Source organism: Streptomyces sp. NPDC000134 (assembly GCF_042899225.1).
Classification (GTDB): Bacteria; Actinomycetota; Actinomycetes; order Streptomycetales; family Streptomycetaceae; genus Streptomyces.
In genome coordinates this window covers 131,751-158,156 of sequence record NZ_JBIAZN010000005.1, presented here as the reverse complement: position 1 = coordinate 158,156, position 26,406 = coordinate 131,751, and the positions used below count along the sequence as shown (strand labels likewise).

Below are 26,406 nucleotides of genomic sequence, written 5' to 3'. Positions count from 1 at the left end.
CCCGGCCGTACGAGACGGCCGGGGGCTTCGGCTGGTGGACGATACTGGGATTGAACCAGTGACCTCTTCCGTGTCAGGGAAGCGCTCTCCCGCTGAGCTAATCGTCCTCGGGGCCATGATCCGCGGATCATGGGCACTGCGTGCGCGATACTGGGATTGAACCAGTGACCTCTTCCGTGTCAGGGAAGCGCTCTCCCGCTGAGCTAATCGCGCGGGTCGAAGCCGAAGGGCTTCAGTGGACGATACTGGGATTGAACCAGTGACCTCTTCCGTGTCAGGGAAGCGCTCTCCCGCTGAGCTAATCGTCCTTGGAGGTGGAGACGGGATTTGAACCCGTGTAGACGGCTTTGCAGGCCGTTGCCTCGCCTCTCGGCCACTCCACCAGGAGTGTAGGGGATCGGGTGGAACCCCTGTTCCTGCGAGCGGACGACGAGGCTCGAACTCGCGACCTCAACCTTGGCAAGGTTGCGCTCTACCAACTGAGCTACGTCCGCCTGTCGTTTCGGACCGCTTCCGCGTCCCGGCGACGTGTTGAACTCTAGCGGATTCCGGTGCCAGGACAAAAACGCGTTTGTGCAGCGTGCTGCGGTGTACCCGGTCGCGGGCCTGGTCAGGGCGGCCGGAGGTCACCTCGGGGCCACCTCCCGCTCCCCCCGCCTACACTCGGCCGTGTGCTCGACCTGCCCCCTCTCGCCCGTTTCGGCGACCGTCTCGCCACCGGCCTCCTCGACGTCACGAGCGACCCGGCCGCGCTGGACTCCGACGGTTTCTGGGCGGTCGGCGCCGACTTCGAGGGCCGTCTGACCTGCGCCCGCTTCGCCGAGGTCCGTACGGAGCCGGTCCCGGCGCCGGTGCCGGGCCGGTGGCGGGGCCCGGCCCCCGGCGACTGGACGTCGTCGCTGGACCACGCCGCGTACACGGCGGCGGTCCGGCGGGTCCGCGCCCACATCGCGGCCGGCGAGGTCTACCAGGCCAACCTCTGCCGGGTCCTGTCCGCGCCCGTCCCGCCGGACGCCGACGTGGACGCCCTCACCGCACTGCTGGCGCGCGGCAACCCGGCGCCGTACGCCGGGACGCTCCGGCTGCCCCGGCACGGGGTGGAGATCGCCACCGCCTCGCCGGAGCTGTTCCTGCGCCGCGCGGGCCGGGTCGTGGAGTCCGGCCCGATCAAGGGGACCGGGCGGACCGAGGCGGACCTCCTGGACAAGGACCACGCCGAGAACGTGATGATCGTGGACCTGGTCCGCAACGACCTCGGGCGGGTCTGCGCCACCGGCACCGTCACCGTCCCCGACCTGTGCGCCGTCGAGAAGCACCCGGGCCTGGTGCACCTGGTGTCGTCGGTGCGCGGCCACCTGCGTACCGGCGCGGGCTGGCCGGAGCTGCTCACCGCCGCCTTCCCGCCCGGCTCGGTCACCGGCGCCCCCAAGCCGAGCGCCCTCGGCATCATCGCGGCGCTGGAGCCGGTGCCCCGGGGCCCGTACTGCGGGGCCGTCGGCTGGGTCGACGCCGACCGGGGCACCGGCGAGCTGGCCGTCGGGATACGCACCTTCTGGGTCGACCGCGCCGAAGGACTGCTGCGCTTCGGCACCGGCGCCGGGATCACCTGGGGCTCCGACCCCGAGCGGGAGTGGCGGGAGACCGAGCTGAAGGCGTCCCGGCTGCTCACGGTAGCGTCGGGGGCGTACGAGGTGGACGGCAGCGGAGAGGCACTGACGACGTGAGGATCTGGCTCGACGGCGGGCTGAGGGACATCGAGACCGCCCGCGTCTCCGTCTTCGACCACGGACTGACCGTGGGCGACGGCATCTTCGAGACGGTGAAGGCGGTGGCCGGCCGGCCGTTCGCGCTCACCCGGCACCTGGACCGGCTGACCCGCTCGGCGCGCGGCCTCGGCCTGCCCGACCCGGACGCCGACGAGGTCCGCCGCGCCTGCGCCGCCGTACTGGAGGCGAACCCGATGCCGCTCGGCCGGCTGCGGATCACCTACACCGGCGGCCAGGGCCCGCTCGGCTCCGACCGCGGCGCGCACGGCACGACCCTGGTCGTCGCCCTCGGCGAGACCGCGCCCTACCCCGACTCCACGGCCGTGATCACCGTGCCCTGGACCCGCAACGAACGCGGCGCGCTCACCGGCCTGAAGACCACCTCGTACGCCGAGAACGTCGTCGCCCTCGCCCGCGCCCGGGAACGCGGCGCCTCCGAGGCCCTGTTCGGCAACACGGTGGGCGACCTGTGCGAGGGCACCGGCTCCAACGTCTTCGTCGTGCTGGACGGCGAGATCCACACCCCGCCGCTCACCTCCGGCTGCCTGGCCGGCGTCACCCGCGCCCTGGTCGCCGAGTGGACCGGCGCCCAGGAGACCGACCTCCCGCTGAACGTCCTGACCCGGGCCGACGAGATCTTCCTGACCTCCACCCTGCGCGACGTCCAGGCCGTGCACCGGGCCGACGACCGCCGACTGCCCGGCGCCCCGGGCCCGGTGACCGCCAAGGCCATGCGGATCTTCGCGGAGCGCGCCGCGGACGACCTGGACCCCTGACGGTCGCCGCCGGCCCCGGCGCCCGCGATATTCGGCTGCTCCCGGGGCCCCGGTACGGGTAGAACACCCCTGATGACCACGACCCTGCGGCCGACCGAGCCGCTCCAGCACGCCGCCGACGGGACCCGTTCACGCCACTACCAGGTGTGCGTGAACAGCCGTCCCGTCGGCACGATCCACCTCGGCACCCTGCCCGGCTTCGGCGACACCGTCGCCGCCGTCCACGACCTGCGCATCGACGAGGCCGACCGCCGCCGGGGCCGCGCCACGGTCGCCGCGCTCGCCGCGGAGGAGGTGGCGCGCGCCTGGGGCTGCCGGCAGCTCGCCGCCACCGTGCCCGCCGGCGCCGAGGGGGCCCTGCGCCTGGTGGAGGCGCTCGGCTACGTGCCGCGCAACCGCAACATGGAGAAGCGGCTTGGCGACAGCCCGCCCGCCCTGCCCGCCGGCAGCCACCAGCGTCCCATGACCCGGGAGGAGTTCGCCGACTGGCGGGAGTACGGCACCGAGCAGTTCGCGCGGGCCTGGGCGCAGCGGGGCATACCCGAGGAGGTCGCCCGCGAACGGTCCCGGCGCGACAACGAGGTCCTGCTGCCGCAGGGGCCCGACACCGGGGACATGCGGTTCAGCGTGGTGGAGCACGAGGGCCGGCCGGTCGGCACCCTCTGGCTGGCGCTGCGCGCGCAGGACGCCTACATCTACGACGTGGAGGTGTACGCCGCCCACCGCGGCCGGGGCCACGGCCGGACCCTGATGCTCGTGGCCGAGGCGCAGACGATCGCCTCGGGCCGGCAGCTCCTCGGCCTCAACGTGTTCGCGGACAACACCCCGGCCGAGCGGCTGTACGAGTCGCTCGGCTACGAAACGACGCGGTACAACTTCTACAAGCCGCTGCTGTAGCCGGCCGGGCTCAGGCCCGGTCCCCGGCCAGCAGCCCGTCGGCGATCTCCTCGACCCGCCCGCGCAGCCCCTCCTGGCTCCTGCCGCCGTCCAGGCGCTCGCCGCCGATGACGTACGTCGGGGTGCCGGTCACGCCGATGGCCTTGCCCTCGGCCTGGTCGGCGTCGACGATCAGGATGTGCCGGCCGTCGATCAGCGCGGTGTCGAACTCCTCGGCGTCCAGGCCGAGTTCCCGGGCCGCCTCGACGAGGAACGCCTCGCCCGCGCGGTCCAGCTCCTCGACCCGGCCCAGCACCGCCTCGACGTACGGCCAGCCCCGGCCCTGCGCGAACGCCTCCTCGGCGGCCTGGGCGGCGGCGAAGGCGTGCCGGTGCTTGTCCAGCGGGAAGTGCCGCAGCCGCAGCTCCAGGCGGTCGCCGTAGCGGGCGCGCAGGGCACGGAGGTCGTCCAGGGCGGTACGGCAGTCCGGGCACTGCAGCTCGCACCAGACGTCGAGGACGGGGACGGCGGGGGAGGAGTCGCTCATGGGACCAGTCTCCCAGCCCCGGCTCCGGCGGCCCAATCCGGAGCCCCGCCGTCCGCCGCCCGGCGCCGGACACCGGGACCTGGGGAGGAGCCGACCCGGAGATGTCCCTGATGTCCGGCCGGAAGATGGCCCCGGCGGGCGCGGACGGTGCACGATGGAAGGAAGGGGCCCCTGCCCGACCGCCGCCCAGCCTGGAGGACCGGATGATTGCCGAGACCGTCTGTTCCGCCGTGTCCGCGGCCGGCCTGGGCATCGCGGCGGTCACCGCGTACCGCAGGCGCTTCCTGGCCGCGGCGCGCGTGGCCGCCTACTCGCTGATCCCGGTCGGCCTGGTGATGACCGGCGTCGTCGACTGGGTGTCCGACACCGCCTTCAGCCCCACGGCCTGGGCCGGCTTCGGGGTCCTCGGCGCCGCCTGGCTGCTGTTCCTGACCACGCGCGCAGTGGAGCGCCGGCGCGGCGGCACCCGCAAGGAGCGCAAGGCGGCCCGCGCCGCCGGTCGGGACGCGGTCGCCCCGGCGGCCTCGGCCCCCTCCCTGGGCGGCGGCGCCCCCGCCGCCCCCCGTCCGGCGGCCCGCCCCGCGGCCAAGCCCCGGGGCGAGGACGATTTCAGCGACATCGAGGCGATCCTGAAGAAGCACGGCATCTGACGGAAACGATCACAATCCGACCGGAAGATCATCGTTACCGGCTAACTCCGGTGCCTCGCTGGCGTGTTGATCGCGCGAGGGGCGTGTGCTGCGCCATCATCGCCGCGAGATGCTGGACACGACACGTCTGGACGAGACAGAGAGTGACACCGCGCCCGGCTGGCAAGAGCCCCGCGGCTGCCTCTTCGCCCTTTCCCAGCCACCGCTGATGATCTTCCTTGCGGTGATCGGGTGTCTGCTGCTCATGGGCGCGCTGCACGATCTGCTGCTGCTCTGAGCCGTACCCGCGTTCCCCGGCGCCACCCGCCGGGGACGCGTCGGGCCGGTCGTACGCCCTGGCAGGTCAGCCCGCGGCCTCTTTGCGCCGCGCCCGGTACGCCGCCACATGCAGCCGGTTACCGCAGGTACGGCTGTCGCAGTAGCGTCGTGACCGGTTGCGCGAGAGGTCCACGAAGGCCCGCCGGCAGTCCGGCGCCTCACAGCGCCGCAGCCGTTCGCGCTCCCCGGCGACCACGAAGAACGCCAGTGCCATCCCGCAGTCGGCCGCCAGATGGTCGGCGACGGAGGCCCCGGGCGCGAAGTAGTGCACATGCCAGTCGTAGCCGTCGTGGTCGGTGAGCCGGGGCGTGGTGCCCGCGGCGGCGATCAGCTCGTTGATCAGCCCGGCGGCGACCCGGGACTCGGAGGCGGAGAAGACGGCGGCGAACCGCCCGCGCACCTTGCGCACCGCCGAGAGGTCGAACTCGGAGAGCGACCCGACGTCACTGATCTCGTGGCTTCGTACGAAATCCGTGAGGGCGGCGACATCCGGCAGCCCGTCCGGCGCCGACTCGTCCTCCGGCGCGGTGTTCACCAGATCCACCACGGCCGCTAGGGCGCACCGGGTGTCGTGGGTGATCAGCACGTTTCGCTCCCTGGCCTGGGGGTGGGCGGCGGCCGCCCGCCGATGCTGGCCGATCGTAGTGGCATCCGCGCCCGGCGCACCGGTCCCGATCCCGACGACGTACGACGGCGGCGGCCCGCTCGGGCTCCCCGGGCGCCGCCGGGGGAGGCGGCGCGCACGTCCGGGCATGCCGCGGCCCGCGGCGCGCGCACCGGCGCCGCGCACCGCGGGCGAGCCTTACGCACACGGGCGCCGTACACCGCGGAGGTCCGCGGCGACGACGCCGGTGTGTGTGCCGTATGCGGTTGTCCCGGCCCGAGCCGTCACCCCGAGTCGACGGCGCCGGGCGGCTTGGCGGAGCCTCGCCTAGCTTTCCGCCAGGATGTGCGAGAGCTCCTGGTCGAGGTCGAAGTGCCGGTGTTCCGTGCCGGGGGGCACGGCGGCGTCGGTGCGCTTCAGGAAGGACTCCAGGGCCCGTGCCGGGGCTTCCAGCAGGGCTTCCCCCTCCGGGGAGCTGAGGGCGATGCAGACGACGCCCTGACCGTGGCTGCGCGACGGCCAGACGCGGACGTCGCCGGTACCGGTGGGGCGGTGCAGCCCCTCGGCGAGGAGGTCGCGGGCGAACACCCACTCGACGGTCTCCTCGGCTCCGGTGTGGAAGGTGGCGTGCACGGCGTAGGGGTCGGCCGTGTCGTACCGCAGGCCTGCGGGGACAGGCAGGGAGGACTCGCTCGACACAACGAGGCGCAGGTGCAGCTCGCAGCTGACCGTGGTGTTCATAAGCGCCAGGGCCTTTCGCTCAGTGTGCGCTCGGGGATTCGCACGTCGGCGAAATCGACATGCCACCTACGGTGTCGTTGTAAACCCCTCTGAGCGGTTTGCGTGCCTTTATGTAGCTCTTCCGGCCGAGTGGTCGCGGGCGAGGTGCGGCCATTCCGGTGACTCGTTTCGCTCCGGTAGGGTTTGGCCGTATGAATACGGGGAGTAGCGAGCCGGGCGAGGCGGCGGCCATGGTGTCGGACGGGGCGAAAGCGGACCGGACGGAAGGCGAGCACGCGCTCGGCTCGCGTGCGCCGGAGTTCGTCAAGGCGCGCCGGATGCTGCACCTGAGCTGGCAGGTCGGCGTCTTCGTGATCGGTCTCGCGGTGGTCGTCGTCGGCATCGTCATGCTGCCGCTGCCGGGACCCGGCTGGGTCGTGATCTTCGCCGGCATGGCGATCTGGGCTACCGAGTTCGTCTGGGCCCAGCTCGTCCTGCGCTGGACCAAACGCAAAGTCACCGAGGCGGCGCAGCGCGCGCTCGACCCCGCGGTGCGCCGGCGCAACATCATCCTGACGTCGGCCGGCCTGGTGATCATCGCGGCGATCGCCGGCTTCTACCTGTGGAAGTTCGGCCTGGTGATGCCGTGGAAGATCAAGGACCAGTGAGACGGCCCCCGGGGCGGTCACAGGCACCCGCTGACATGCGGTAATGTTCTCCCTGCGTCCGGGCGATTAGCTCAGTGGGAGAGCGCTTCGTTCACACCGAAGAGGTCACTGGTTCGAACCCAGTATCGCCCACCGGGATCAAAGGCGGCCCGGCTCACCATCCGTGAGCCGGGCCGCCTTTGTCGTGCGCCGGGCCCGCTCCGGGGGCCGTGGAAGCCCCCCGGGGGGGCGTCAGGGGGCCCGGAAGTCGTGCCGAAGGGTTGTGCGGGAGCGGCCGGCCGGCCCTCCCGCCGTCCCGTGTTCACCCAACCGTGACCTTTCGCGGCCCGCCCCGCCGTCGGCCCGGCGCCGTTCGGTCCGTCGAGCGCACCCGCGGCGAACTGGGGGTTCGTGCCCCGCACGCCGCCCGCGGCCGAGGCCGCCCCCGCCCTCGCGCGCCGCACCGGCCTATGAATTCCTGTCCGGATTATTGACGCGCCCGGGACCCCTCCGTAACTTGTGCCAGCAAGCGCTTACTTGAAACGATTCATGCACGCGTCACCACCTAGCGGGGAGGCTCATATGCAGCAGGGCGGAAGTGTCGAGAGGCGGACGATCCTCAAAGCTGCGGGGGCCTCGCTGGCCGTCGCGGGGCTCGGGGCGACGGCCACCGCCTGCGGTTCGGGCAGTGGCTCGGGGGACGGGACGGTGACGATCCGTTACTCCTGGTGGGGCGCCGAGGACCGGGCCCAGCGCATCAACAAGACCATCGCGCTCTTCGAGAAGAAGTATCCGAAGATCAAGGTGAAGACCGACTTCCAGCAGTACGGCGACTTCTGGAAGAAGTTCAACACCCAGGCTTCCGGAGGGAATCCGCCGGACGTGTTCCAGAATGCCATCGGATTCCTGCGTAAATACGACGCGAAGAACGTTCTGCTCGATCTCGGTGAGCAGGTGAAGGCCGGCAATCTCCGTATGGACGGATTCCGTGCGGGCCTGGAGAAGTTCGGCGAGGTCGACGGCAAACTCCTCGGCGTGCCCGTCGGTTCGAACTCGATGGCGCTCGTCATCGACAAGCCCGTCTACACCCGGGCCGGTGTCAAACCCGAACAGGGCTGGACCTGGGACGACTTCGACGCGGCGATGAAGCGCATCCGCGACCGGGCGGGCCGGGCCGGGGACAGCGGCATGTACGGGGTCATGTACCTCTACGACCTGTACCTGCGGCAGAACGGCAAGGCGTTCTTCACCGAGGACGCGCTCGGCTTCACCGAGGCCGACCTCACCGACTGGTGGACCAAGGCGGAGCGGGGCGTGAAGGACGGCGTCTACGCCGACGCCAAGAAGGTCGTCCAGGTCAAGCCCAAGTCGGCGGTCTCGGCGGAGCTGGCGGGCTCCGAGTTCACCTGGGACAACTTCACCGTCCGCTACACCTCCGAGGGCAAGAGCGAGTACGGGCTCGCGCCCATCCCCACCACGGACGGCAAGAAGACCGGCCAGTACCTGGGCTCGCTGATGCTCAGCGCCTCCAAGCGCACCCGGCACCCCAAGGAGGTCGCCCAGTTCATCGACTTCATGGTGCACGACCCCGAGGTCGCGAAGATCATGGGCTACGACCGGGGCGTGCCCGCCACCCAGGCCCAGTTCGACGCCTTCGAACCGCAGGACGAGGTCAACAAGGCGATCGCCGCCTACGAGACCTCCCTCGTCGAGTCGGGCGTGCTGGAGACCATCACCCCGCACCCGAGCGGCGCCGACGTCTGCGAGGCCGCGTTCCTGCGCATCGCCGAGGAGATGGCGCTGGGCAAGCGGTCCGTGTCGGACGCCGTCAAGCAGTTCTTCACCGAGTCGAAGACCGCACTCGCCGGCTGATGGGACCCGCCGTGACACACGCCCCCGCGACGGAGGACCTCACCCGGGACTCCGAGCCGCGGCACGGTCCGGTGAAGTCCCCGCGCCCCGCCGCCCTCAAGCGGCGGCGGCGCCGGGACAACCTGGCCGGATACCTCTTCATGTCGCCCTGGATCGCCGGTTTCCTGCTGCTGACCGCGGGACCGATGATCGCCTCCCTCTACTACGCCTTCACCGACTACAACCTCTTCGACGCCCCGAAGTGGATCGGCCTGGACAACTTCTCCGAGATGTTCGGCGACCCGCGCTGGCGCCACTCGGTCCGGGTCACCCTGTGGTACGTCGTCGTCGGCACCCCCATCAAGCTGCTCGCCGCCCTCGGTGTCGCGCTGCTGCTCGCCCAGAAGCGGCGCGGCCAGGCGTTCTACCGGGCCGCGTTCTACGCCCCCTCGCTGATCGGCGCGAGCGTGTCGGTGGCCATCGTCTGGAAGGCGATCTTCTCGGACGACGCGGTCGTGGACCGTACCCAGAAACTCTTCGGCGTCGATGTCGGCGGCTGGACCGGCGACCCGGACATGATCATCTACAGCCTGGTGGCGCTCACCGTCTGGCAGTTCGGCGCCCCGATGGTCATCTTCCTGGCCGGCCTGAAGCAGGTGCCGCGCGAGCTGTACGAGGCGGCCGACGTCGACGGGGCGGGCAAGCTCCGGCAGTTCTGGAACATCACGCTGCCGATGATCTCGCCGGTCCTCTTCTTCAACGTCCTGCTGGAGACCATCCACTCCTTCCAGATCTTCAGCTCCGCCTACATCGTCGGCGGCGGCGCGGGCGGCAACGCCTGCGGACCGGCGGACGGCTCAATGGTCTACACCTGTTATCTGTACGTCCAGGGCTTCGAGAACAGCCGCATGGGCCTGGCCTCCGCCATGGCCTGGATGCTGCTGGTCGCCGTCGCCCTGGTCACCGCGGTGCTGTTCTGGTCCCAGAAGCGCTGGGTGCACTACGAGGAGGGCGGCCGATGAGCGCGCGGGCCACCGACGTCACACCGGCCACACCCGGCAGGGCCGGGGCACTGCGGCGCGGGCTGCCCGGCTCGCTCGCCTGGCACCTGGGCTCGCTGGCCGTGCTGGCGGTGATCCTCTACCCGGTCGTCTGGGTGATCGGCGGTTCCTTCAAGCGGGGCGAGGACATCGTCGGCAGCCTGGACCTGTTCCCGTCCGATCCGGTCATCGGCAACTACACCCGGCTGACCGAGGGCATCGCGGACATCCCGGTCTCCACCTTCTTCGTCAACTCGCTGCTGCTGGCGGTGGGTTCGGTGGCCGGCATCCTGCTGTCCTGCTCGCTGACGGCGTACGCCTTCGCGAAGATCCGGTTCGCGGGCCGCAATCTGCTCTTCACGCTGATGATCGGCACGCTGCTGCTGCCGTACCACGTGCTGCTGATCCCGCAGTACGTGCTGTTCCGCAACCTCGACCTGATCAACACGTACACGCCGCTGCTGCTGGGCAAGTACCTGGCCACCGAGGCGTTCTTCGTCTTCCTCATGGTGCAGTTCATGCGCAACCTGCCGAGGGAACTGGACGAGGCCGCCCGGCTCGACGGCTGCGGGCACCTGCGGATCTACTGGTCGATCGTGCTGCCGCTGTGCCGGCCGGCCCTGATCACCAGCGCCATCTTCACCTTCATCAACTCCTGGAACGACTTCATGGGCCCGCTGATCTACCTCAACGACCCCGAGAAGTACACCGTCTCCCTGGGCCTGAAGATGTTCGTCGACCAGGAGGGCCTCGCCGACTACGGCGGCATGATCGCCATGTCGCTGGTGGCGCTGCTGCCCGTGCTCGCCTTCTTCCTGGCCTTCCAGCGCTATCTGATCGACGGCATGGCGACCTCCGGTCTGAAGGGCTGAGGTGGTGACGATGACGGACGCGAGCGCCGGGGCCGGCCCGGAGCGGGGCGGGTCGCGGCTCGCCGAGGGGTTCGCCCTGTTCGCCGAGTGCCTGCTCACCGGGGTGTGGATCGCGGTGGCCGCGCTGCCCCTGGTGACCGGCCCGGCCGCCTTCGCGGCCGGGTCCCGGCACCTCGGGCGCCGGCTCGCCCATGAGCGGGGCGGCCTCAGGGAGTTCGCCGCCGACTTCCGGGCGGCGGTGCGCCACGGCTGGCTGGTCGGGCTCGCGGGCTGGGCCGCCCTCGCCGTGGTCTGGCTGGACGTGCGGGCGGTACGGGCGGGACTGCCGGGCGGCCCGCTGGTGGGCGTCGTCGGGGTGCTCGCCCTGATCGGCGCCGTGGTGGCCGGACTGCGCGCGGCGGCGGTGTGGCGGCCGGGCGCCGCCTGGCGGTCGCTGCTCGCGGACGCCGCCCGGCGGACCGTGCTCGACCCCGCCGGGTCCTTCCTGATCGTCGGCGGGCTGGCCGTGGTGGTCTGCTCCGCCTGGTTCAGCGCGCCGCTGGCGCTCCCCGTCCTCGGGGCCGTCGCGGCGGCGGCCGTCGCCGTGGAGCGCCGGCACGGGCACCGCTGACACCCGGCCTCCGGCGCCGGTCCCGGCGGCGCCACGCCGTCGTCTGTCATGCCTCTGACATCAACACCCCACCCTCGGCGCGCGCCCCATCGACGCGCACCCCCTGGCACCCCGTACCCGCACGGAGAGGAAGGCCATGTCCCCCATCCCCCGCAGGTCCCTGCTCAAGGCGGCGGCCGTCGCCGGCGCCGCCACCCAGGTGAGCTGGGCCCTCGGCACCCGGCAGGCCGAAGCCGCGCCCGCCGCCGGCACCGCCGACGACGCCCCCGTCACCCTGGACTGGCTGGAGGACGGCGGTCTCGGCGCCGCCCCCGGCACCACCGTCGGCGTGCCCTGGCCCAAGGGCGCGCACCGCCCGGACCAGACCTTCGCCCTCACCGACGCCGACGGCAGGGCCGTACCCGCGCAGTCCTGGCCGCTCGCGTACTGGCCGGACGGCTCCCTCAAGTGGACCGCGCACGCCGTCGGGTCCGGCTCCGGCAGGCTCACCCTCACCGCCGGCCGGCCCGCCGCCCCCGAGCGGGAGGTCACCGTCACCCGGCACGGCGGCACCATCGACATATCGACTGGCGTCATCACCGCCCGGGTCGCCACCTCCGGCGCCACCGTCGTCAAATCCGTCACCCGCGGCTCCACCGAGATCGCCCGGAACGGCCGGCTGGTCCTGCTGCGCCAGCCCGAGATCGAGGACGGCGACCAGGGCGCGGTGCGCACCGAGCGGTTCGACGGCGCGATCACCGAGGTCGAGGTCGAACAGCGGGGACCGGTCCGCGCGGTCGTCCGCGTCGACGGCAAGCACCGCAAGGGAAACCGGAGCTGGCTGCCGTTCTCCCTGCGCCTGTACTTCTACGCGGGCGCCGACTCCTTCCGCATGGTGCACACCATCACCTTCGACGGCGAGCAGGAGCCCGGGAAGGCGAGCGGCGACTTCGTCCGGGGCCTCGGCGTCCGCTTCACCGTGCCGATGCGCGACGCCTCCTACGACCGCCACATCCGCATCGGCGGCGAGGGCACCGGCCTGCTCCGCGAGGCCGTCAAGGGCATCACCGGACTGCGCCGCGACCCCGGCGCGGCCGTACAGGCGGCCCAGTTCGAGGGCCAGAAGCTGCCCGACCCGGCCACCTGGGACCAGCGCGTCACCACCCGCCTCCAGTACATCCCCGAATGGGGCGACTACACCCTCTCCCAGCTCTCCGCCGACGGCTTCACCCTGCGCAAGCGCACCAAGAAGGGATACGGCTGGGTCGGCGCGGGCGGCGGCCGGCGCGCCTCCGGCTTCGGATACGTCGGCGGGGCGAGCGGCGGACTCTCCTTCGGCCTGCGCGACTTCTGGGAGAAGTACCCCGCCCAGCTCGACATCCGCGACGCCCACACCGACGCGGCCGAGGTCACCCTCTGGCTCTGGTCGCCCGAGGCCCAGCCCATGGACCTGCGCTTCTACCACGACGGCATGGGCCAGGACACCTACGCCGAACAGCTCGAAGGCCTCAACATCACCTACGAGGACTACGAACCCGGCTTCGGCACCCCCCACGGCATCGCCCGCACCTCCGAACTCCTCTTCTGGGCCAACGCCGCCACCCCGAGCGCCGGGACGCTCGCCCGGCAGGTCGAGGCCGTGCGCGTCCTGCCGCAGCTCGCCGCACCGCCCGCGCAGCTCATCAAGGCCAAGGTCTTCGGCCCCGGGCTCTACTCCGAACCCGACCGCTCCACCCCGGCCAAGGCGAAGATCGAGGACCACCTCGACTTCCTCTTCACCTACTACAAGGACCAGGTGGAACAGCGCCGCTGGTACGGCTTCTGGGACTACGGCGACATCATGCACACCTACGACACCGCCCGGCACCAGTGGCGCTACGACGTCGGCGGCTACGCCTGGGACAACTCCGAACTCTCGCCCGACCTGTGGCTCTGGTACGCGTACCTCAGAAGCGGCCGCGCCGACATCTTCCGCTTCGCCGAGGCGATGACCCGGCACACCGGCGAGGTCGACGTCTACCACCTCGGCCAGTGGGCCGGCCTCGGCACCCGGCACGGCGTCCAGCACTACGCCGACAGCGCCAAGCAGCAGCGCATCGCCAACACCACCTACCGCCGCTTCTACTACTTCCTCACCGCCGACGAACGCGTCGGCGACCTCATGCGCGCCAACGTCGACTCCGACGAGACCTTCCTCGTCCTCGACCCCCAGCGCAAGGTCCGCCCCGACCCCGACTACCGGCCCGACCCGCACGCCCTGTCCATCGGCTTCGGCACCGACTGGAGCGGCCTGGTGTCGGCCTGGCTCACCGAGTGGGAACGCAAGGGCCCCAAGTGGGAGAAGGCACGCGGGCGCGTGCTGTCCACCATGGAGACCATCGCCGCCCAGCCCAACGGCTTCGTCCAGGGCAGCGGCCTGTACGACCTGGACACCGGCAGGTTCGCCGTCGCCGACGCGCCCGCGGTGTCCGTCTCCCACCTCTCGGCCGTCTTCGGCCTCAACGAACTGTGCGCCGAGCTGATCGACCTCGTCGACATGCCCGCCTTCGAAGAGGCGTACTACGACTACTGCCGCTACTTCAACGCCACCAAGGCCGAGCAGCGGGCGCGCTACGGCAGCGACTTCGGCAGCCTGATCCTCTTCCAGGGCCACTCCCGCCTCGACGCCTACGCCGCCGTACGCACCGGCGACGCCGGACTCGCCGAGCGGGCCTGGGAGAAGTTCTACAACTCCGACGGCTACAAGGAATCCGCCCCCTGGACCACGGAGAAGATCAGCGGCCCGCTGGCCCTCGTCCCCGGCACCGAGGCGAGCTGGGTCGCCACCAACGACACCGCCCTCTACGGCCTCGCCGCCATCGAGAACCTGGCCCTGCTCGGCGACCGGATGCCGTAACCCGCTCCGGGGCGGGCAGAGTGGTGGAGTGGACTGGAATCACTACCGCTTCCGCAGCCTGTGGGCGCTGCCCGCCCCCGTCCCGGTCGTCTACCGCGCTCTGGAACGCGTCGAGGACTACCCCCGCTGGTGGCCCCAGGTCCGCGAGGTCACCCGCCTCGACGACACCACCGGCACCCTGCGCATCCGCGCCCTCCTCCCGTACGACCTGACCCAGACCGTGCGGGAGGAGCGGCGCGACCCGGCGGCGGGCGTCCTCCAGGCCGCCCTCACCGGCGACATCGAGGGCTGGGCCCGCTGGACGCTCACCCCGCGCGGCACCGGCACCCTCGTCCGCTACCACCAGGAGGTCGACGTCCGCAAGCCGCTGCTGCGCCGGTTCGCCGTGCCCGGCCGGGTCCTCTTCCGCGCCAACCACACGCTGATGATGCGCGCCGGGCGGCGCGGACTGGCCGCCCACCTGGCAGCGGTTTGAACGAAGCGCGCCGGGGCCTGTATGGTTCAGTGCGTTCCCGGGCGATTAGCTCAGTGGGAGAGCGCTTCGTTCACACCGAAGAGGTCACTGGTTCGAACCCAGTATCGCCCACCATCCGGGAGAGCCGGTCCGTCGGAGAAGACGGACCGGCTTCTTCGTGTACGGACACACCGGCGGCTACGCCACCGCCGGGAGGCCCGGACGCAGCGGCCACGCCGGGTCCACCGGCTCCTCGCCGCCGCTCAGCGCGAACCGCGCCTGGAGACCCCGCGCCTGCCCCGCGTGCCACGCCACCTGCAAGGTGTGCAGCTCGGCGGGGGAGAGCCGCTCCAGGCGCCCCGCGAACCGCCGCCCCAGCGCCCGGACGACCTCCAGCGCCGCCCGCGCCTGTGCCGCCGCGTCGCACGCCCCCTCCTGGGGCACGTCGTAGTGCCGGCACAGATCGGTGAGCGCCCGCCCGCCCTTGCGGTAGCGGTCCAGATGCTTGTCCAGCACCCCCGGGTCCAGCACGTGCAGCGGCGTCCGGTCCAGCCAGCGGACCAGGGACGAGGCACGGTGCCGCCGCAGCTCCCGGTCCAGCAGCGTCAGACCGGACGGCGCGTCCATCACCACCAGCGGCCGACCGGCCCGCGCCTGCTCCGCCAGCGCCTCCGCCACTTCGTACATCACCGGCGCCGGCCAGCGGCCGTACCGCCGCAGGTGCTCCTCCGTCAGCCCGTGCACCGCCGTCGCCGAACCGGGCACCGGCACACCCGGGTGCACCAGCCAGCGGGTGACCCGCGGCCGGAGCCCCTCGGCGTCCTGGACGACGAGCGCGGCCGACATGATCCGGTCGTTCTCGGCGTCCGCACCCGTGGTCTGCGTGTCGAACGCGGCCAGGGGACCCTCGTACCAGCACGTCATAGCGCATCACAACCCCTCGTTCTGCCGGGGCAGTTGGCGCTCGGCCCGCTGCCCGATCCGGTGATACCCGGGCTGTTCGCGCCGTACGCCGCATCCGGGGAGCCGGGGCGACCGCCGCCGGCGGACCGCCAGCGCGCGCCGGGCCGCCCCTGCCCGCCCGCGGGACCGAATGCGCGGGGGACCGGCCCGGGTCGGTACGATCGCTGTCATGCGTGCGCTCCGGTATGGCGCCGCACCCGCCTTCAGTCAGGAGAGACCGGTGTCAGACGTCCGTGTGATCATCCAACGCGATTCCGAGCGGGAAGAGCGCGTGGTGACGACGGGCACCACGGCCGCCGACCTCTTCGCCGGGGAACGCTCGATCGTGGCCGCCCGCGTCGGCGGCGAGCTGAAGGACCTCGCCTACGAGGTCGGGGACGGCGAGACCGTAGAGGGCGTCGAGATCTCCTCCGAGGACGGCCTGAACATCCTGCGCCACTCCACCGCGCACGTCATGGCGCAGGCCGTGCAGGAACTCTTCCCCGAGGCCAAGCTGGGCATCGGCCCGCCCATCCGGGACGGCTTCTACTACGACTTCGACGTCAAGGAGCCCTTCACCCCCGAGGACCTCAAGCGCATCGAGAAGAAGATGCAGGAGATCCAGAAGCGGGGCCAGCGCTTCTCCCGCCGGGTCACCAGCGACGACGCCGCCCGCGAGGAGCTGGCGGACGAGCCGTACAAGCTGGAGCTGATCGGCCTCAAGGGCAACGCCGCGCAGGCCGCCGACGGCGCCGACGCCGAGGTCGGCGGCGGCGAGCTGACCATCTACGACAACCTTGACGCCAAGACCGGCGAGCTGTGCTGGAAGGACCTCTGCCGCGGCCCGCACCTGCCGACCACCCGGAACATCCCGGCGTTCAAGCTGATGCGCTCCGCCGCCGCCTACTGGCGCGGCAGCGAGAAGAACCCCCAGCTCCAGCGGATCTACGGCACCGCCTGGCCGTCCAAGGACGAGCTGAAGGCCCACCTGGACTTCCTCGCCGAGGCCGAGAAGCGCGACCACCGCAAGCTCGGCGCCGAGCTGGACCTGTTCTCCTTCCCCGACGAGCTGGGCCCCGGCCTCGCGGTCTTCCACCCCAAGGGCGGAGTGATCCGCAAGGTCATGGAGGACTACTCGCGCCGCCGCCACGAGGTGTCGGGGTACGAGTTCGTCAACACCCCGCACATCTCGAAGGAGCACCTCTTCGAGATCTCCGGGCACCTGCCGCACTACGCGGAGGGCATGTTCCCGCCCATCCAGTTCGACGAGCAGAACTACCGCCTGAAGGCGATGAACTGCCCGATGCACAACCTGATCTTCAAGTCGCGCGGCCGTTCCTACCGCGAGCTGCCGCTGCGCCTCTTCGAGTTCGGGACCGTGTACCGGTACGAGAAGTCCGGCGTCGTGCACGGACTGACCCGCTCGCGCGGCTTCACCCAGGACGACTCGCACATCTACTGCACCAAGGAGCAGATGCCCGAGGAGCTGGACACCCTCCTCACCTTCGTGCTCGACCTGCTGCGCGACTACGGCCTGACCGAGTTCGAGCTGGAGCTGTCCACCCGCGACGACTCCGACAAGTTCATCGGCTCGGACGAGGACTGGGAGGAGGCCACCGAGGCGCTCCGCCAGGCCGCCGAGAAGCAGAACCTGCCGCTGGTCCCGGACCCGGGTGGCGCCGCGTACTACGGGCCGAAGATCTCCGTGCAGGCCAAGGACGCGATCGGCCGGTCCTGGCAGATGTCGACCATCCAGGTCGACTTCAACCAGCCCAAGCGGTTCGGCCTGGAGTACACCGCCGCCGACGGCTCCCGCCGGCAGCCCGTCATGATCCACCGGGCGCTGTTCGGCTCCATCGAGCGGTTCTTCGGCGTCCTGCTCGAACACTACGCCGGTGCCTTCCCGGCCTGGCTCGCGCCGGTCCAGGCGCTCGGCATCCCGATCGGCGACGCGCACGTGCCCTACCTCCAGGAGTTCGCGGAGCGGGCGCGGGCGGCGGGGCTGCGGGTGGACGTGGACGCGTCCTCGGACCGGATGCAGAAGAAAATCAGGACGGCCCAGAAGCAGAAAGTGCCGTTCATGATCATCGTCGGCGACGAGGACATGAACGCGGGCACCGTGTCGTTCCGCTACCGGGACGGGTCGCAGGAGAACGGAATCCCCCGTGACCAAGCCATCGCCAAGATCGTTGATGTGGTCGAGCAGCGCGTTCAGGTGTAGTTGTCCCTGCTGGTGCGGGGATGTTCCCAAGATGCGGAACGCGCACAAGCACAAGGTGCAGTGGTCCCCGCCGACGCGGGGTTGAAGGCCCCCGGGGCAACCCGGGGGCCTTTCCCGTTCTCCCAGGCGGACGCCATATGCTGCACGCATGACGAGTGAGCCGGAGCAGCAGTTGGGAGTGGGGACGCAGGACGCGTTCCAGCGTTTGTGGACGCCCCACCGGATGGCCTACATCCAGGGGGAGAACAAGCCGAGCGGCCCCGGGGCCGACGACGGCTGTCCCTTCTGCTCGATCCCGGCGGGGTCCGACGAGGACGGCCTCGTCGTCCGGCGCGGCGAGCACGTGTACGCGGTGCTCAACCTCTACCCGTACAACGGCGGCCACCTCATGACCGTGCCGTACCGGCACGTCGCCGACTACACCGAGCTGACCGACGCCGAGACCGCGGAGCTGGCCGAGCTGACCAAGCAGGCGATGACGGCGCTGCGCACCGCCTCCGGCGCCCACGGCTTCAACATCGGCATGAACCAGGGCTCGGTGGCCGGCGCGGGCATCGCCGCCCACCTGCACCAGCACATCGTGCCCCGCTGGGGCGGCGACACCAACTTCATGCCGGTGGTCGGCCAGACGAAGGTGCTGCCGCAGTTGCTCGGCGACACCCGCAAGATGCTCGCGGAGGCGTGGCCCGCGTAACGCGGATCACGCGTCGTAGAGGTCGGCCTTCCTGGGGGAGGGGTCCTGGACCGCCCCGCTCAGGAACGCCGACCGGGCGCCGAACTTCTCCGTGTCCACGCCGTTCTCCGCCAGCACCTTGATCGCCGCCTGGTGGACGACCCGCAGCACCGGCGTGGCCGCGCGCAGCGCGTCGTCGGCCATGAAGCGGTGCCGCCAGGGCTGGTCCGCCCAGGCGTGCCGCAGGCCGAACGGCTCGGGCAGGGCGATCGTGCCGCCGAGCCAGTTCAGCAGCGGCGGGTAGACGGTCAGCGGGGCGCGGACGGCGAGCCGTACCACCTCGTCGGTGGGGACCAGCGGGAGCATCACCTTGCGGGTCTCCCAGGGCTTGAACGACTTGGCGACCTCCTTGGACGGCGCCGTCGGCCCGCCGGTGAACAGCGAGTTGACCGGGCCCAGCGCGTGGCCGGTCACCTCGATCCGCAGCGTCGCGTGCAGCACCGTCACCGTGATCATCATGGTGAGCACCAACTGCCCGTCCCACAGCGTCCACTGCACGCCCAGGTAGTGCCGGTCGCCCGCGCCGAACTGCTGCTTGTTGCAGATCTCCTGCACCGCGTGCGGCTTGACCTGGTACGCCTCCACGTCGGTGCCCTCGGGTCGGGCCACCGCCGAGGAGTTCTCCCCGATCGGGGTGACCACCCAGTGCCGTATGGAGGGCCTGGGGAAGCCGCCGGTGTTCAGCGGGCCGCGCTCCAGCATCCGCAACTGGTCGTGGATGGACCGCACGACGTCCCAGGCGCGGAACGGGTGGATCTCCCGGGTCGGGTCGGCGGGCACCAGCTCCTCGGCGAGCTGCCAGCTTCCCCAGCGGGTGCCCATGCCGAGTATGCCCTTGGGGCCGGCGTAGAAGACCGAGTTGGACTGCTGCTCGGCGCCCAGCTTGGCCAGGGACTGGCGCAACTGCTCGGCGGCGGTCTCGCCGGGGTTGCTGGGCACGGCCTCGGGGACCTTGGCGCCGATGCCGGCGCCCGCCAGCAGGCCGCTCCAGCGGTCCCGCAGGTCCTTGGCGGTCTGCTCGCAGATCCGCTTGGCCCAGAACCAGCCGACCACCGGCATGACCACCGCCGCTCGCGCGTACCAGCCCCAGAAGCCGTCGAAGGGCATCTTGACCAGGAACAGCGCGGCCAGCGCCCCGATCGCGAGGAGGACGGCGGTGGCGAGCGCGCCGGCCCGCTGGTTCTCCGTCTTGGCGACGGCGCCGCGGATGATGAAGGCGAGCAGCCAGACCAGCATCCCGGGCAGGAAGATCAGGCCGCACACGGCCATCACGCCGGTCAGCCGCATGTCGCGGATCTTGCGGATGCGGTTGGCGGCCAGGCAGTGCTCGACGACGACCTGCGGCTCGGTGCCGAAGGACTGGATGAGCGGCTTGCGGCCGGGGCCCAGCATCCGGGCGACCACCGCCTGCGCGAAGGCCTCGCCGAGGTTGGGCCGGAAGATCTTGGCCCAGGCGCGGCCGGGTGCGACGGTCGTCTGATGCCACTCGTTGTCGGCCTTCTTGATCTCCTCGACCGGGTTGTCCCGGTAGGCGGCCGACGCCAGCGCGTAGGTGGCCGTCTGGCTCGCGTCTCCCGTCCGCGGCACCTGAGGCCCGAAGAAGTCCGCGTAACCGCCGTCAACGGTCATTACCGCCCCCGATCGAAGCCGCTCTCGCTCAAGCGGCCTTCCCGACTTCCGTGCTCCGCACACCTGTTGATCAGGTCATCAGCGTATCGCCAGGCGGCGGCACGCGGAGGCGGACGGCCGAAGCCGCCCGCCGACATGCCGGTCCGCGCTCCCGTCGCCCCGTTCACGCTCCGGCGCGCGCCTCCTCGCGGAGCCGTTCGGCGATCTGCGGCGGCATCGGTTCGTGCCGGGCGTAGCGGCGGCTGAACCGGGCCGTGCCGTGCGTCAGGGAGCGCAGGTCCACCGCGTACCGGTCGATCTCGATCTCGGGCACCTCGGCCCGGATCAGGGTGCGTCCGCCGGCGGTCTGTTCGGTGCCCAGCACCCGGCCGCGCCGCCCGGACAGGTCGCTCATCACGGCGCCCACGTAGTCGTCGCCGATCAGCACGGCGACCTCGGCGACGGGTTCCAGCAGATGGATGCGGGCCCCGGCGGCGGCCTCCCGCAGCGCCAGCGCGCCGGCCGTCTGGAAGGCGGCGTCGGAGGAGTCCACCGAGTGCGCCTTGCCGTCCAGCAGGGTCACCCGGACGTCGATCAGCGGATGGCCCGCGGCGACGCCCTTGGCGGCCTGCGCCCGCACGCCCTTCTCGACGGAGGGGATGAACTGCCGGGGCACCGCGCCGCCGACCACCTTGTCCACGAACTCGATGCCGGAGCCGCCCGGCAGCGGCTCCACCTCGATCTCGCAGATCGCGTACTGGCCGTGCCCGCCGGACTGCTTGACGTGCCGGCCGCGCCCGGCGGCCTTCCCGCCGAAGGTCTCGCGCAGGGACACCTTGTGGGGGACGACGTCGACCTGGACGCCGTACCGGCCGCGCAGCCGCTCCAGGGCGACGTCGGCGTGGGCCTCGCCCAGGCACCACAGGACGACCTGGTGGGTGTCCGGGTTCTGCTCCAGCCGCATCGTCGGGTCCTCGGCGACCAGGCGGGCCAGGCCCTGGGAGAGCTTGTCCTCGTCCGGTTTGCTGTGCGCCTGGATGGCGAGCGGCAGCAGCGGGTCGGGCATGTCCCACGGCTCCATCAGCAGCGGGTCGTCCTTGGCCGAGAGGGTGTCACCGGTCTCCGCGTGGGAGAGCTTCGCCACGCAGGCCAGGTCGCCCGCGATGACGTGCGGGACCGGCCGTTGCTGCTTGCCGAAGGGCGTGGCCAGCGCCCCGATGCGCTCGTCCGCCTCGTGCAGGGCGCGGCTCTCGTGGCCGTGGTCGGCCAGGCCGTGCCCGCAGACGTGCACGGTCTGGTCGGCGCGCAGGGTGCCGGAGAAGACGCGGACCAGCGAGATCCGGCCGACGTAGGGGTCGGAGGACGTCTTGACGACCTCGGCGACCAGGGGCCCGTCGGGGTCGCACCGGTTCAGCTCGCGCGGCCGGCCGTCCGGTGCGGCCACCCGGGGTGCCTCGCGCTCCAGCGGGGTCGGGAAGCCGCGGGCGACCAGCTCCAGCAGTTCCACCGTGCCCAGTCCCTGGCGGGCGCCCTCGGCCGCGGGGGCGGCGGCCAGGACGGGGAAGAAGGACCCGCGGGCCACGGCCCGCTCCAGGTCCTGGATGAGGGTCTTGACGTCGATCTGCTCGCCGCCGAGGTAGCGGTCCATGAGGGTCTCGTCCTCGCTCTCCGCGATGATCCCCTCGATCAGCCGGTTGCGGGCCTCCTCGATCAGCGGCAGCTCGTCGGCGCCCGGTTCGGACTCCTTGCGCTCGCCGGTCGAGTAGTCGAACAGCTTCTGGGTGAGCAGGCCGATCAGTCCCGTCACGGGCGCGTGCCCGTCGGCGCCCCGCGGTCCGTGCAGCGGCAGGTAGAGCGGCAGCACGGCGTCGGGGTCGTCGGCGCCGAACGCCTCGGCGCAGATCCGTGTCATCTCCTCGAAGTCGGCGCGGGCGGCCTCCAGGTGCGTGATCACGATGGCGCGGGGCATGCCGACGGCCGCGCACTCCTCCCAGACCATGCGGGTCGAGCCGTCCACGCCGTCGGCGGCCGAGACGACGAAGAGGGCCGCGTCCGCCGCCCGCAGACCGGCCCTGAGTTCACCGACGAAGTCGGCGTACCCGGGGGTGTCCAGGAGGTTGGTCTTGATGCCGTCCCATTCGACGGGCACCAGGGAGAGCTGTACGGAGCGCTGCTGCCGGTGCTCCATCTCGTCGTAGTCCGAGACACAGCCGCCGTCCTCGACGCGGCCGGCCCGGTTCACCGCCCCCGCGGTCAGCGCGAGGGCCTCCACCAGGGTCGTCTTGCCCGAACCGGAGTGGCCGACCAGCACCACATTCCGTACGGACGCGGGATGGTCGGCCGCCTGTGCCCTGCCGGCGGCTCCGGGGTGGGTGTGTGCCTTGTCGCCCATGTCCTTGCCTCCCGTGCACGGTGAGGTCACTGTGGGCGCGGACACGCGGGACCGCGTGCACTGGCGGCTCCGGCGACGCCCGCGGTCCTTCGAGCTTTGCACTCGTGTCACGCCGCGTCCATACGGAGGACCCGCTCCCGGCGCCCGCCCGGCCCCTGGGCGGCGGTCCGGGTGCCCGGCCGTCGGCCCCGCGCGCTCGTGGCTACGATGGGCCAGCCGGTGGCCAGTGGGGCCACACGGCGACACCGACCGTCGGGAAGGCCATGCTGAACAAGTACGCGCGTGCATTTTTCACGCGTGTCCTCACACCGTTCGCCGCGTTTCTCATCCGCCGGGGCGTGAGCCCGGACACGGTCACGCTGATCGGCACCGCCGGAGTGGTCGCGGGTGCGCTGGTCTTCTACCCCATGGGCGAGTTCTTCTGGGGCACCGTCGTGATCACCCTGTTCGTCTTCTCGGACCTGGTCGACGGCAACATGGCCCGCCAGTTGGGGCGCTCCAGCCGCTGGGGGGCCTTCCTGGACTCCACGCTGGACCGGGTCGCGGACGGCGCGATCTTCGGCGGTTTCGCGCTCTGGTACGCGGGCGGCGGCGACGACAACGTGCTGTGCGCGGTGTCGATCTTCTGCCTGGCCAGCGGCCAGGTGGTGTCGTACACCAAGGCGCGGGGCGAGTCGATCGGCCTGCCGGTCGCCGTCAACGGGCTGGTGGAGCGTGCCGAGCGGCTGGTGATCTCCCTGGTCGCGGCCGGTTTCGCGGGCCTGCACAAGTTCGGGGTGCCCGGCATCCAGTACCTGCTGCCGGTGGCCCTGTGGATCGTCGCCGTCGGCAGCCTGGTCACGCTGGTCCAGCGGGTCGTCACGGTCCGCCGGGAGTCCGCCGAGGCGGAGGCCGCCGCGCACCGGCAGACGCAGGGGAGCGAGGCCGCCCAGTGAGCGCCCAGGAGCGCCTGACCGACGCGCTGTACGGCGCCGGCTGGAGCACCGTGAAGAACCTGCCCGAGCCCGTCGCCGCCCGGCTCGGCCGGGGCATCGCCGACCTGGCGTGGAAGCGGCGCGGCAAGGGCGTCCTGCGGCTCGAGGACAACTACGCCCGCGTGGTGCCCGGCGCGAGCCCCGAGCGGCTCGCCGCGCTCTCCCGCGCGGGGATGCGGTCGTACCTGCGGTACTGGATGGAGTCGTTCCGGCTGCCCGCCTGGAGCCGGGAGCGCATCGCGGCGGGCGTCGTGGTCAAGGACCTGCACCTGCTGACCGAGGGCCTGGCCGCGGGCAAGGGCGTCGTCCTGGCCCTGCCGCACCTGGCCAACTGGGACCTCGCGGGCGCCTGGCTCACCACCCACCTGGGCATCCCCTTCACGACGGTCGCCGAGCGGCTCAAGCCCGAGACGCTCTACGACCGGTTCGTCGCCTACCGCGAGGGCCTGGGCATGGAGGTCCTGCCGCACAGCGGCGGCGCCGCCTTCGGCACGCTCGCCCGGCGGTTGCGCGGCGGCGGCCTGGTCTGCCTGGTCGCCGACCGCGACCTGTCCGCCTCCGGCGTCGAGGTGAGCTTCTTCGGTGAGCCGGCCCGGATGCCCGCCGGACCCGCGCTGCTCGCCCAGCACACCGGCGCGGTGCTGCTGCCGGCGACCCTCTGGTACGACGAGACGCCCGTGATGCGGGGCCGGGTCCATCCGCCCGTCGAGGTGCCGGAGTCAGGCACCCGGCGCGAGAAGACGTCCGTCATGACACAGGCGCTGGCCGACGCCTTCGCCACCGGGATCGCCGACCATCCGGAGGACTGGCACATGCTCCAGCGCTTGTGGCTCGCCGACCTCGACCCCGCGAAGGGGCCCTCGTGAGGATCGGCATCGTCTGCCCGTACTCCTGGGACGTCCCGGGCGGGGTCCAGTTCCACATCCGCGACCTCGCCGAGTACTTCCTCCGGCTCGGCCACGAGGTCTCCGTCCTCGCCCCGGCCGACGACGACACCCCGCTGCCGCCGTACGTCGTCTCGGCCGGCCGGGCGGTGCCGGTGCCGTACAACGGCTCGGTGGCCCGGCTGAACTTCGGCTTCCTGAGCGCCGCCCGGGTGCGGCGGTGGCTGCACGAGGGCGCCTTCGACGTCATCCACATCCACGAGCCGACCTCGCCCTCGCTGGGCCTGCTGGCCTGCTGGGCGGCGCAGGGCCCGATCGTGGCGACCTTCCACACCTCCAACCCGCGCTCCCGCGCGATGATCGCCGCGTACTCCATCCTCCAGGCCGCCCTGGAGAAGATCAGCGCGCGCATCGCGGTCAGCGAGTACGCCCGCCGCACCCTCGTCGAGCACCTCGGCGGCGACGCGGTGGTCATCCCCAACGGCGTCGACGTCGACTTCTTCGCCAAGGCCCGGCCCCGCCCCGAGTGGCAGGGCGGCACCATCGGCTTCGTCGGACGCATCGACGAGCCGCGCAAGGGACTGCCGGTGCTGATGCGGGCCCTGCCCTCGATCCTCGCCGCCCGCCCGGACACCCGGCTGCTGGTGGCCGGGCGCGGCGACGAGGAGGAGGCGGTCGCCTCGCTCCCCGCCGACCTGCGCTCCCGGGTGGAGTTCCTCGGCATGGTCAGCGACGAGGACAAGGCCCGCTTCCTGCGCAGCGTCGACCTGTACGTGGCCCCCAACACCGGCGGCGAGAGCTTCGGCATCGTCCTCGTCGAGGCCATGTCGGCGGGGGCTCCGGTGCTCGCCTCCGACCTGGACGCCTTCGCCCAGGTCCTGGACCGGGGGGCGGCCGGGGAACTGTTCCCGACCGAGGACGCCGACGCCCTGGCCGCCGCGGCCGTACGCCTGCTGGAGGACCCGGCCCGGCGCGCGGAACTGCGGGAGCGGGGCAGCGCCCACGTCCGCCGCTTCGACTGGTCGACGGTCGGCGCGGACATCCTGTCCGTCTACGAGACGGTCACCGCGGGCGCGGCGGCGGTCGCCACCGACGAACGGGCGACGGGGCTGCGGGCGCGGTTCGGGCTGGCCCGGGACTGAGCGGGGGCCGGCCGGGCCGGCGGGGGACCGAGCGGGGCCGGTTCGGGCTCGTGCGGGACCGAGCGGGCGCGGTTCGGGCTGGCGCGGGACTGAGCGGGGGCCGACCGGGCCGGCGGGGGACCGAGCCGGCGCGGTTCGGGCCGGCGGGGGACCGAGCGGGGGCGGGACCGAGCGGGGGCGGGACCGAGCCGGTGCTGGCCGGGCCGGTGCGCACCGCGGGATACGGCGCCGGGGCGGCCCGGTAAGTTGGCGCAGCGTGACCGCAACCCTGATCTGGATTCTCGTCGCCCTCGTCGCCGTCGGCCTCTACCTGAGCTGGACGGCGGGCCGCCTGGACCGGCTGCACGCCCGGATCGACGCCGCCCGCGCCGCGCTGGACGCCCAGTTGCTGCGGCGGGCCTCCGTGGCCCAGGAACTGGCCACCTCCGGCGTCCTGGACCCGGCCGCCTCGATCGTCCTGTACGAGGCCGCGCACGCCGCCCGGCAGGCCGAGGAGGAACAGCGCGAGGTCGCCGAGAGCGAGCTGAGCCAGGCGCTGCGGGCCGTCTTCGGCGACCGGCACCAGGTGGAGGTCATCCGCGAGGCGCCCGGCGGCGAGGAGGCGGCCGGCGAGCTGACCGAGGCGGTGCGCCGGGTGCCGATGGCCCGCCGCTTCCACAACGACGCCGTGGGCGGCGCCCGCCGGCTGCGCGAGCACCGCAAGGTCCGCTGGTTCCGCCTGGCCGGCCACGCCCCGTTCCCGCTGGCCTTCGAGATGGACGACGAGCCCCCGGCGGCCCTGGTCGACCGGGGCAACTAGGCGTCCCCGTTGGCTTGCCCGTGGGCTTCCCCGTTGGGCGTCCGTGCCAAAACGAGCCACCGGCTCCTCATTGGCCCTTGCTGTGGACTGGTCCCGTCGCGTTTC

The 26,406-nt window shown here is 72.1% G+C and carries 24 protein-coding genes and 7 tRNA genes; 20 read left to right on the top strand and 11 right to left on the bottom strand.

Features of this window, described 5'->3' with window-relative positions; all coding sequences use genetic code 11:
- Positions 1 to 32: 32 nt before the first annotated feature.
- The 5 genes from ACFY32_RS09570 to ACFY32_RS09550 form a co-directional block, all read right to left on the bottom strand.
- A tRNA-Val gene (locus ACFY32_RS09570) sits at positions 33 to 107 on the bottom strand.
- A gap of 34 nt (positions 108 to 141) precedes the next feature.
- Positions 142 to 213, bottom strand: a tRNA-Val gene (locus tag ACFY32_RS09565).
- A 23-nt stretch (positions 214 to 236) separates the two neighbouring features.
- Positions 237 to 308: transfer RNA gene (locus tag ACFY32_RS09560), tRNA-Val, on the bottom strand.
- 1 nt (position 309) lies between these two features.
- Positions 310 to 383 (bottom strand) — tRNA-Cys (locus tag ACFY32_RS09555).
- Between the two features lie 38 nt (positions 384 to 421).
- Positions 422 to 494, bottom strand: a tRNA-Gly gene (locus ACFY32_RS09550).
- A gap of 177 nt (positions 495 to 671) precedes the next feature.
- On the opposite strand from ACFY32_RS09550, the gene ACFY32_RS09545 reads away from it, so the two are divergent.
- From ACFY32_RS09545 to ACFY32_RS09535, 3 genes are all read left to right on the top strand, one after another.
- Complete coding sequence (locus ACFY32_RS09545; protein ID WP_359194276.1) at positions 672 to 1,724, top strand: chorismate-binding protein; 1,053 nt, start codon at positions 672 to 674, stop codon at positions 1,722 to 1,724.
- Positions 1,721 to 2,542, top strand: a complete 822-nt coding sequence (locus ACFY32_RS09540) for an aminotransferase class IV (protein ID WP_390673823.1) — start codon at positions 1,721 to 1,723, stop codon at positions 2,540 to 2,542. The genes ACFY32_RS09545 and ACFY32_RS09540 overlap by 4 nt, the downstream gene beginning before the upstream one ends.
- A 72-nt stretch (positions 2,543 to 2,614) precedes the next feature.
- A complete protein-coding gene (locus ACFY32_RS09535) occupies positions 2,615 to 3,439 on the top strand; it encodes a GNAT family N-acetyltransferase (RefSeq protein WP_390673822.1) in 825 nt (274 codons plus the stop codon).
- A 10-nt stretch (positions 3,440 to 3,449) separates the two neighbouring features.
- Here the strand turns inward: ACFY32_RS09535 and ACFY32_RS09530 are convergent, their stop codons facing one another.
- Complete coding sequence (locus ACFY32_RS09530; protein ID WP_390673821.1) at positions 3,450 to 3,965, bottom strand: DsbA family protein; 516 nt, start codon at positions 3,963 to 3,965, stop codon at positions 3,450 to 3,452.
- Between the two features lie 203 nt (positions 3,966 to 4,168).
- Between ACFY32_RS09530 and ACFY32_RS09525 the strand changes: the two genes are divergently transcribed.
- Positions 4,169 to 4,615 carry a hypothetical protein gene (locus tag ACFY32_RS09525; protein ID WP_359194265.1) on the top strand — a complete coding sequence of 149 codons (447 nt, stop codon included), beginning with the start codon at positions 4,169 to 4,171 and terminating at the stop codon, positions 4,613 to 4,615.
- Between the two features lie 85 nt (positions 4,616 to 4,700).
- Positions 4,701 to 4,892 (top strand): hypothetical protein, encoded by a 192-nt coding sequence (locus tag ACFY32_RS09520; RefSeq protein ID WP_359194438.1) that lies wholly within the window; start codon positions 4,701 to 4,703, stop codon positions 4,890 to 4,892.
- 66 nt (positions 4,893 to 4,958) lie between these two features.
- On the opposite strand, the gene ACFY32_RS09515 is transcribed toward ACFY32_RS09520, so the two are convergent.
- The gene (locus ACFY32_RS09515; protein ID WP_359194263.1) at positions 4,959 to 5,519 is read right to left on the bottom strand and encodes a CGNR zinc finger domain-containing protein; all 561 of its coding nucleotides are present in this window, start codon (positions 5,517 to 5,519) and stop codon (positions 4,959 to 4,961) included.
- A gap of 345 nt (positions 5,520 to 5,864) precedes the next feature.
- Complete coding sequence (locus ACFY32_RS09510; protein ID WP_004002642.1) at positions 5,865 to 6,278, bottom strand: SsgA family sporulation/cell division regulator; 414 nt, start codon at positions 6,276 to 6,278, stop codon at positions 5,865 to 5,867.
- A 191-nt stretch (positions 6,279 to 6,469) separates the two neighbouring features.
- On the opposite strand from ACFY32_RS09510, the gene ACFY32_RS09505 reads away from it, so the two are divergent.
- The 9 genes from ACFY32_RS09505 to ACFY32_RS09465 all read left to right on the top strand — a co-directional run bounded on the left by ACFY32_RS09505 (position 6,470) and on the right by ACFY32_RS09465 (position 14,741).
- The gene (locus tag ACFY32_RS09505; RefSeq protein ID WP_359194260.1) at positions 6,470 to 6,925 is read left to right on the top strand and encodes a TIGR02611 family protein; all 456 of its coding nucleotides are present in this window, start codon (positions 6,470 to 6,472) and stop codon (positions 6,923 to 6,925) included.
- 60 nt (positions 6,926 to 6,985) lie between these two features.
- A tRNA-Val gene (locus ACFY32_RS09500) sits at positions 6,986 to 7,057 on the top strand.
- Between the two features lie 429 nt (positions 7,058 to 7,486).
- The gene (locus ACFY32_RS09495; RefSeq protein ID WP_359194257.1) at positions 7,487 to 8,776 is read left to right on the top strand and encodes an extracellular solute-binding protein; all 1,290 of its coding nucleotides are present in this window, start codon (positions 7,487 to 7,489) and stop codon (positions 8,774 to 8,776) included.
- The gene (locus ACFY32_RS09490) at positions 8,776 to 9,777 is read left to right on the top strand and encodes a sugar ABC transporter permease (protein WP_359194255.1); all 1,002 of its coding nucleotides are present in this window, start codon (positions 8,776 to 8,778) and stop codon (positions 9,775 to 9,777) included. The genes ACFY32_RS09495 and ACFY32_RS09490 overlap by 1 nt, the downstream gene beginning before the upstream one ends.
- Positions 9,774 to 10,667 (top strand): carbohydrate ABC transporter permease, encoded by an 894-nt coding sequence (locus tag ACFY32_RS09485; RefSeq protein ID WP_359194252.1) that lies wholly within the window; start codon positions 9,774 to 9,776, stop codon positions 10,665 to 10,667. Before ACFY32_RS09490 ends, ACFY32_RS09485 begins: the two co-directional genes overlap by 4 nt.
- Positions 10,668 to 10,677: 10 nt before the next feature.
- The gene (locus ACFY32_RS09480; protein WP_359194249.1) at positions 10,678 to 11,277 is read left to right on the top strand and encodes a hypothetical protein; all 600 of its coding nucleotides are present in this window, start codon (positions 10,678 to 10,680) and stop codon (positions 11,275 to 11,277) included.
- 136 nt (positions 11,278 to 11,413) lie between these two features.
- Entirely contained in the window at positions 11,414 to 14,152 is a 2,739-nt protein-coding gene (locus tag ACFY32_RS09475) for a Tat pathway signal sequence domain protein (RefSeq protein ID WP_390673820.1), read from the top strand.
- A gap of 28 nt (positions 14,153 to 14,180) precedes the next feature.
- Positions 14,181 to 14,627 carry an SRPBCC family protein gene (locus ACFY32_RS09470; RefSeq protein ID WP_390673819.1) on the top strand — a complete coding sequence of 149 codons (447 nt, stop codon included), beginning with the start codon at positions 14,181 to 14,183 and terminating at the stop codon, positions 14,625 to 14,627.
- A gap of 39 nt (positions 14,628 to 14,666) precedes the next feature.
- Positions 14,667 to 14,741 (top strand) — tRNA-Val (locus tag ACFY32_RS09465).
- A gap of 63 nt (positions 14,742 to 14,804) precedes the next feature.
- Here ACFY32_RS09465 and ACFY32_RS09460 read toward each other — a convergent pair.
- On the bottom strand, positions 14,805 to 15,530 hold the full coding sequence (locus tag ACFY32_RS09460) for a 3'-5' exonuclease (RefSeq protein WP_390673818.1): 726 nt from the start codon (positions 15,528 to 15,530) through the stop codon (positions 14,805 to 14,807).
- A gap of 259 nt (positions 15,531 to 15,789) precedes the next feature.
- On the opposite strand from ACFY32_RS09460, the gene thrS reads away from it, so the two are divergent.
- Both thrS and ACFY32_RS09450 read left to right on the top strand, forming a co-directional pair.
- On the top strand, positions 15,790 to 17,769 hold the full coding sequence (thrS, locus tag ACFY32_RS09455; protein WP_390673817.1) for a threonine--tRNA ligase: 1,980 nt from the start codon (positions 15,790 to 15,792) through the stop codon (positions 17,767 to 17,769).
- Positions 17,770 to 17,917: 148 nt separating this feature from the next.
- Positions 17,918 to 18,463 carry an HIT domain-containing protein gene (locus ACFY32_RS09450; RefSeq protein WP_359194236.1) on the top strand — a complete coding sequence of 182 codons (546 nt, stop codon included), beginning with the start codon at positions 17,918 to 17,920 and terminating at the stop codon, positions 18,461 to 18,463.
- Positions 18,464 to 18,469: 6 nt separating this feature from the next.
- On the opposite strand, the gene ACFY32_RS09445 is transcribed toward ACFY32_RS09450, so the two are convergent.
- Positions 18,470 to 20,131, bottom strand: a complete 1,662-nt coding sequence (locus ACFY32_RS09445) for a hypothetical protein (protein ID WP_359194233.1) — start codon at positions 20,129 to 20,131, stop codon at positions 18,470 to 18,472.
- Positions 20,132 to 20,294: 163 nt separating this feature from the next.
- The gene (locus ACFY32_RS09440; RefSeq protein ID WP_390673816.1) at positions 20,295 to 22,502 is read right to left on the bottom strand and encodes an elongation factor G-like protein EF-G2; all 2,208 of its coding nucleotides are present in this window, start codon (positions 22,500 to 22,502) and stop codon (positions 20,295 to 20,297) included.
- Between the two features lie 263 nt (positions 22,503 to 22,765).
- On the opposite strand from ACFY32_RS09440, the gene pgsA reads away from it, so the two are divergent.
- From pgsA to ACFY32_RS09420, 4 genes are all read left to right on the top strand, one after another.
- Positions 22,766 to 23,437, top strand: coding sequence for a phosphatidylinositol phosphate synthase (gene pgsA, locus ACFY32_RS09435; RefSeq protein WP_359194227.1), 672 nt, complete (start codon positions 22,766 to 22,768; stop codon positions 23,435 to 23,437).
- Positions 23,434 to 24,342, top strand: a complete 909-nt coding sequence (locus ACFY32_RS09430; protein WP_359194224.1) for a phosphatidylinositol mannoside acyltransferase — start codon at positions 23,434 to 23,436, stop codon at positions 24,340 to 24,342. The genes pgsA and ACFY32_RS09430 overlap by 4 nt, the downstream gene beginning before the upstream one ends.
- Positions 24,339 to 25,502: a glycosyltransferase family 4 protein gene (locus ACFY32_RS09425; RefSeq protein WP_359194221.1), complete on the top strand. Its 1,164-nt coding sequence runs from the start codon at positions 24,339 to 24,341 to the stop codon at positions 25,500 to 25,502. The genes ACFY32_RS09430 and ACFY32_RS09425 overlap by 4 nt, the downstream gene beginning before the upstream one ends.
- A 256-nt stretch (positions 25,503 to 25,758) precedes the next feature.
- Positions 25,759 to 26,301 (top strand): hypothetical protein, encoded by a 543-nt coding sequence (locus ACFY32_RS09420; RefSeq protein ID WP_359194218.1) that lies wholly within the window; start codon positions 25,759 to 25,761, stop codon positions 26,299 to 26,301.
- Positions 26,302 to 26,406: the final 105 nt, after the last annotated feature.

Coding starts and splice junctions, on each gene's coding strand:
- ACFY32_RS09510 (WP_004002642.1), bottom strand. CDS start 6,278: ATGAACACCACGGTCAGCTGCGAGCTGCACCTGCGCCTCGTTGTGTCG.
- ACFY32_RS09485 (WP_359194252.1), top strand. CDS start 9,774: ATGAGCGCGCGGGCCACCGACGTCACACCGGCCACACCCGGCAGGGCC.
- ACFY32_RS09505 (WP_359194260.1), top strand. CDS start 6,470: ATGAATACGGGGAGTAGCGAGCCGGGCGAGGCGGCGGCCATGGTGTCG.
- ACFY32_RS09495 (WP_359194257.1), top strand. CDS start 7,487: ATGCAGCAGGGCGGAAGTGTCGAGAGGCGGACGATCCTCAAAGCTGCG.
- ACFY32_RS09490 (WP_359194255.1), top strand. CDS start 8,776: ATGGGACCCGCCGTGACACACGCCCCCGCGACGGAGGACCTCACCCGG.
- ACFY32_RS09475 (WP_390673820.1), top strand. CDS start 11,414: ATGTCCCCCATCCCCCGCAGGTCCCTGCTCAAGGCGGCGGCCGTCGCC.
- ACFY32_RS09460 (WP_390673818.1), bottom strand. CDS start 15,530: ATGACGTGCTGGTACGAGGGTCCCCTGGCCGCGTTCGACACGCAGACC.
- ACFY32_RS09535 (WP_390673822.1), top strand. CDS start 2,615: ATGACCACGACCCTGCGGCCGACCGAGCCGCTCCAGCACGCCGCCGAC.
- ACFY32_RS09525 (WP_359194265.1), top strand. CDS start 4,169: ATGATTGCCGAGACCGTCTGTTCCGCCGTGTCCGCGGCCGGCCTGGGC.
- ACFY32_RS09530 (WP_390673821.1), bottom strand. CDS start 3,965: ATGAGCGACTCCTCCCCCGCCGTCCCCGTCCTCGACGTCTGGTGCGAG.
- ACFY32_RS09445 (WP_359194233.1), bottom strand. CDS start 20,131: ATGACCGTTGACGGCGGTTACGCGGACTTCTTCGGGCCTCAGGTGCCG.
- pgsA (WP_359194227.1), top strand. CDS start 22,766: ATGCTGAACAAGTACGCGCGTGCATTTTTCACGCGTGTCCTCACACCG.
- ACFY32_RS09440 (WP_390673816.1), bottom strand. CDS start 22,502: ATGGGCGACAAGGCACACACCCACCCCGGAGCCGCCGGCAGGGCACAG.
- ACFY32_RS09480 (WP_359194249.1), top strand. CDS start 10,678: ATGACGGACGCGAGCGCCGGGGCCGGCCCGGAGCGGGGCGGGTCGCGG.
- ACFY32_RS09450 (WP_359194236.1), top strand. CDS start 17,918: ATGACGAGTGAGCCGGAGCAGCAGTTGGGAGTGGGGACGCAGGACGCG.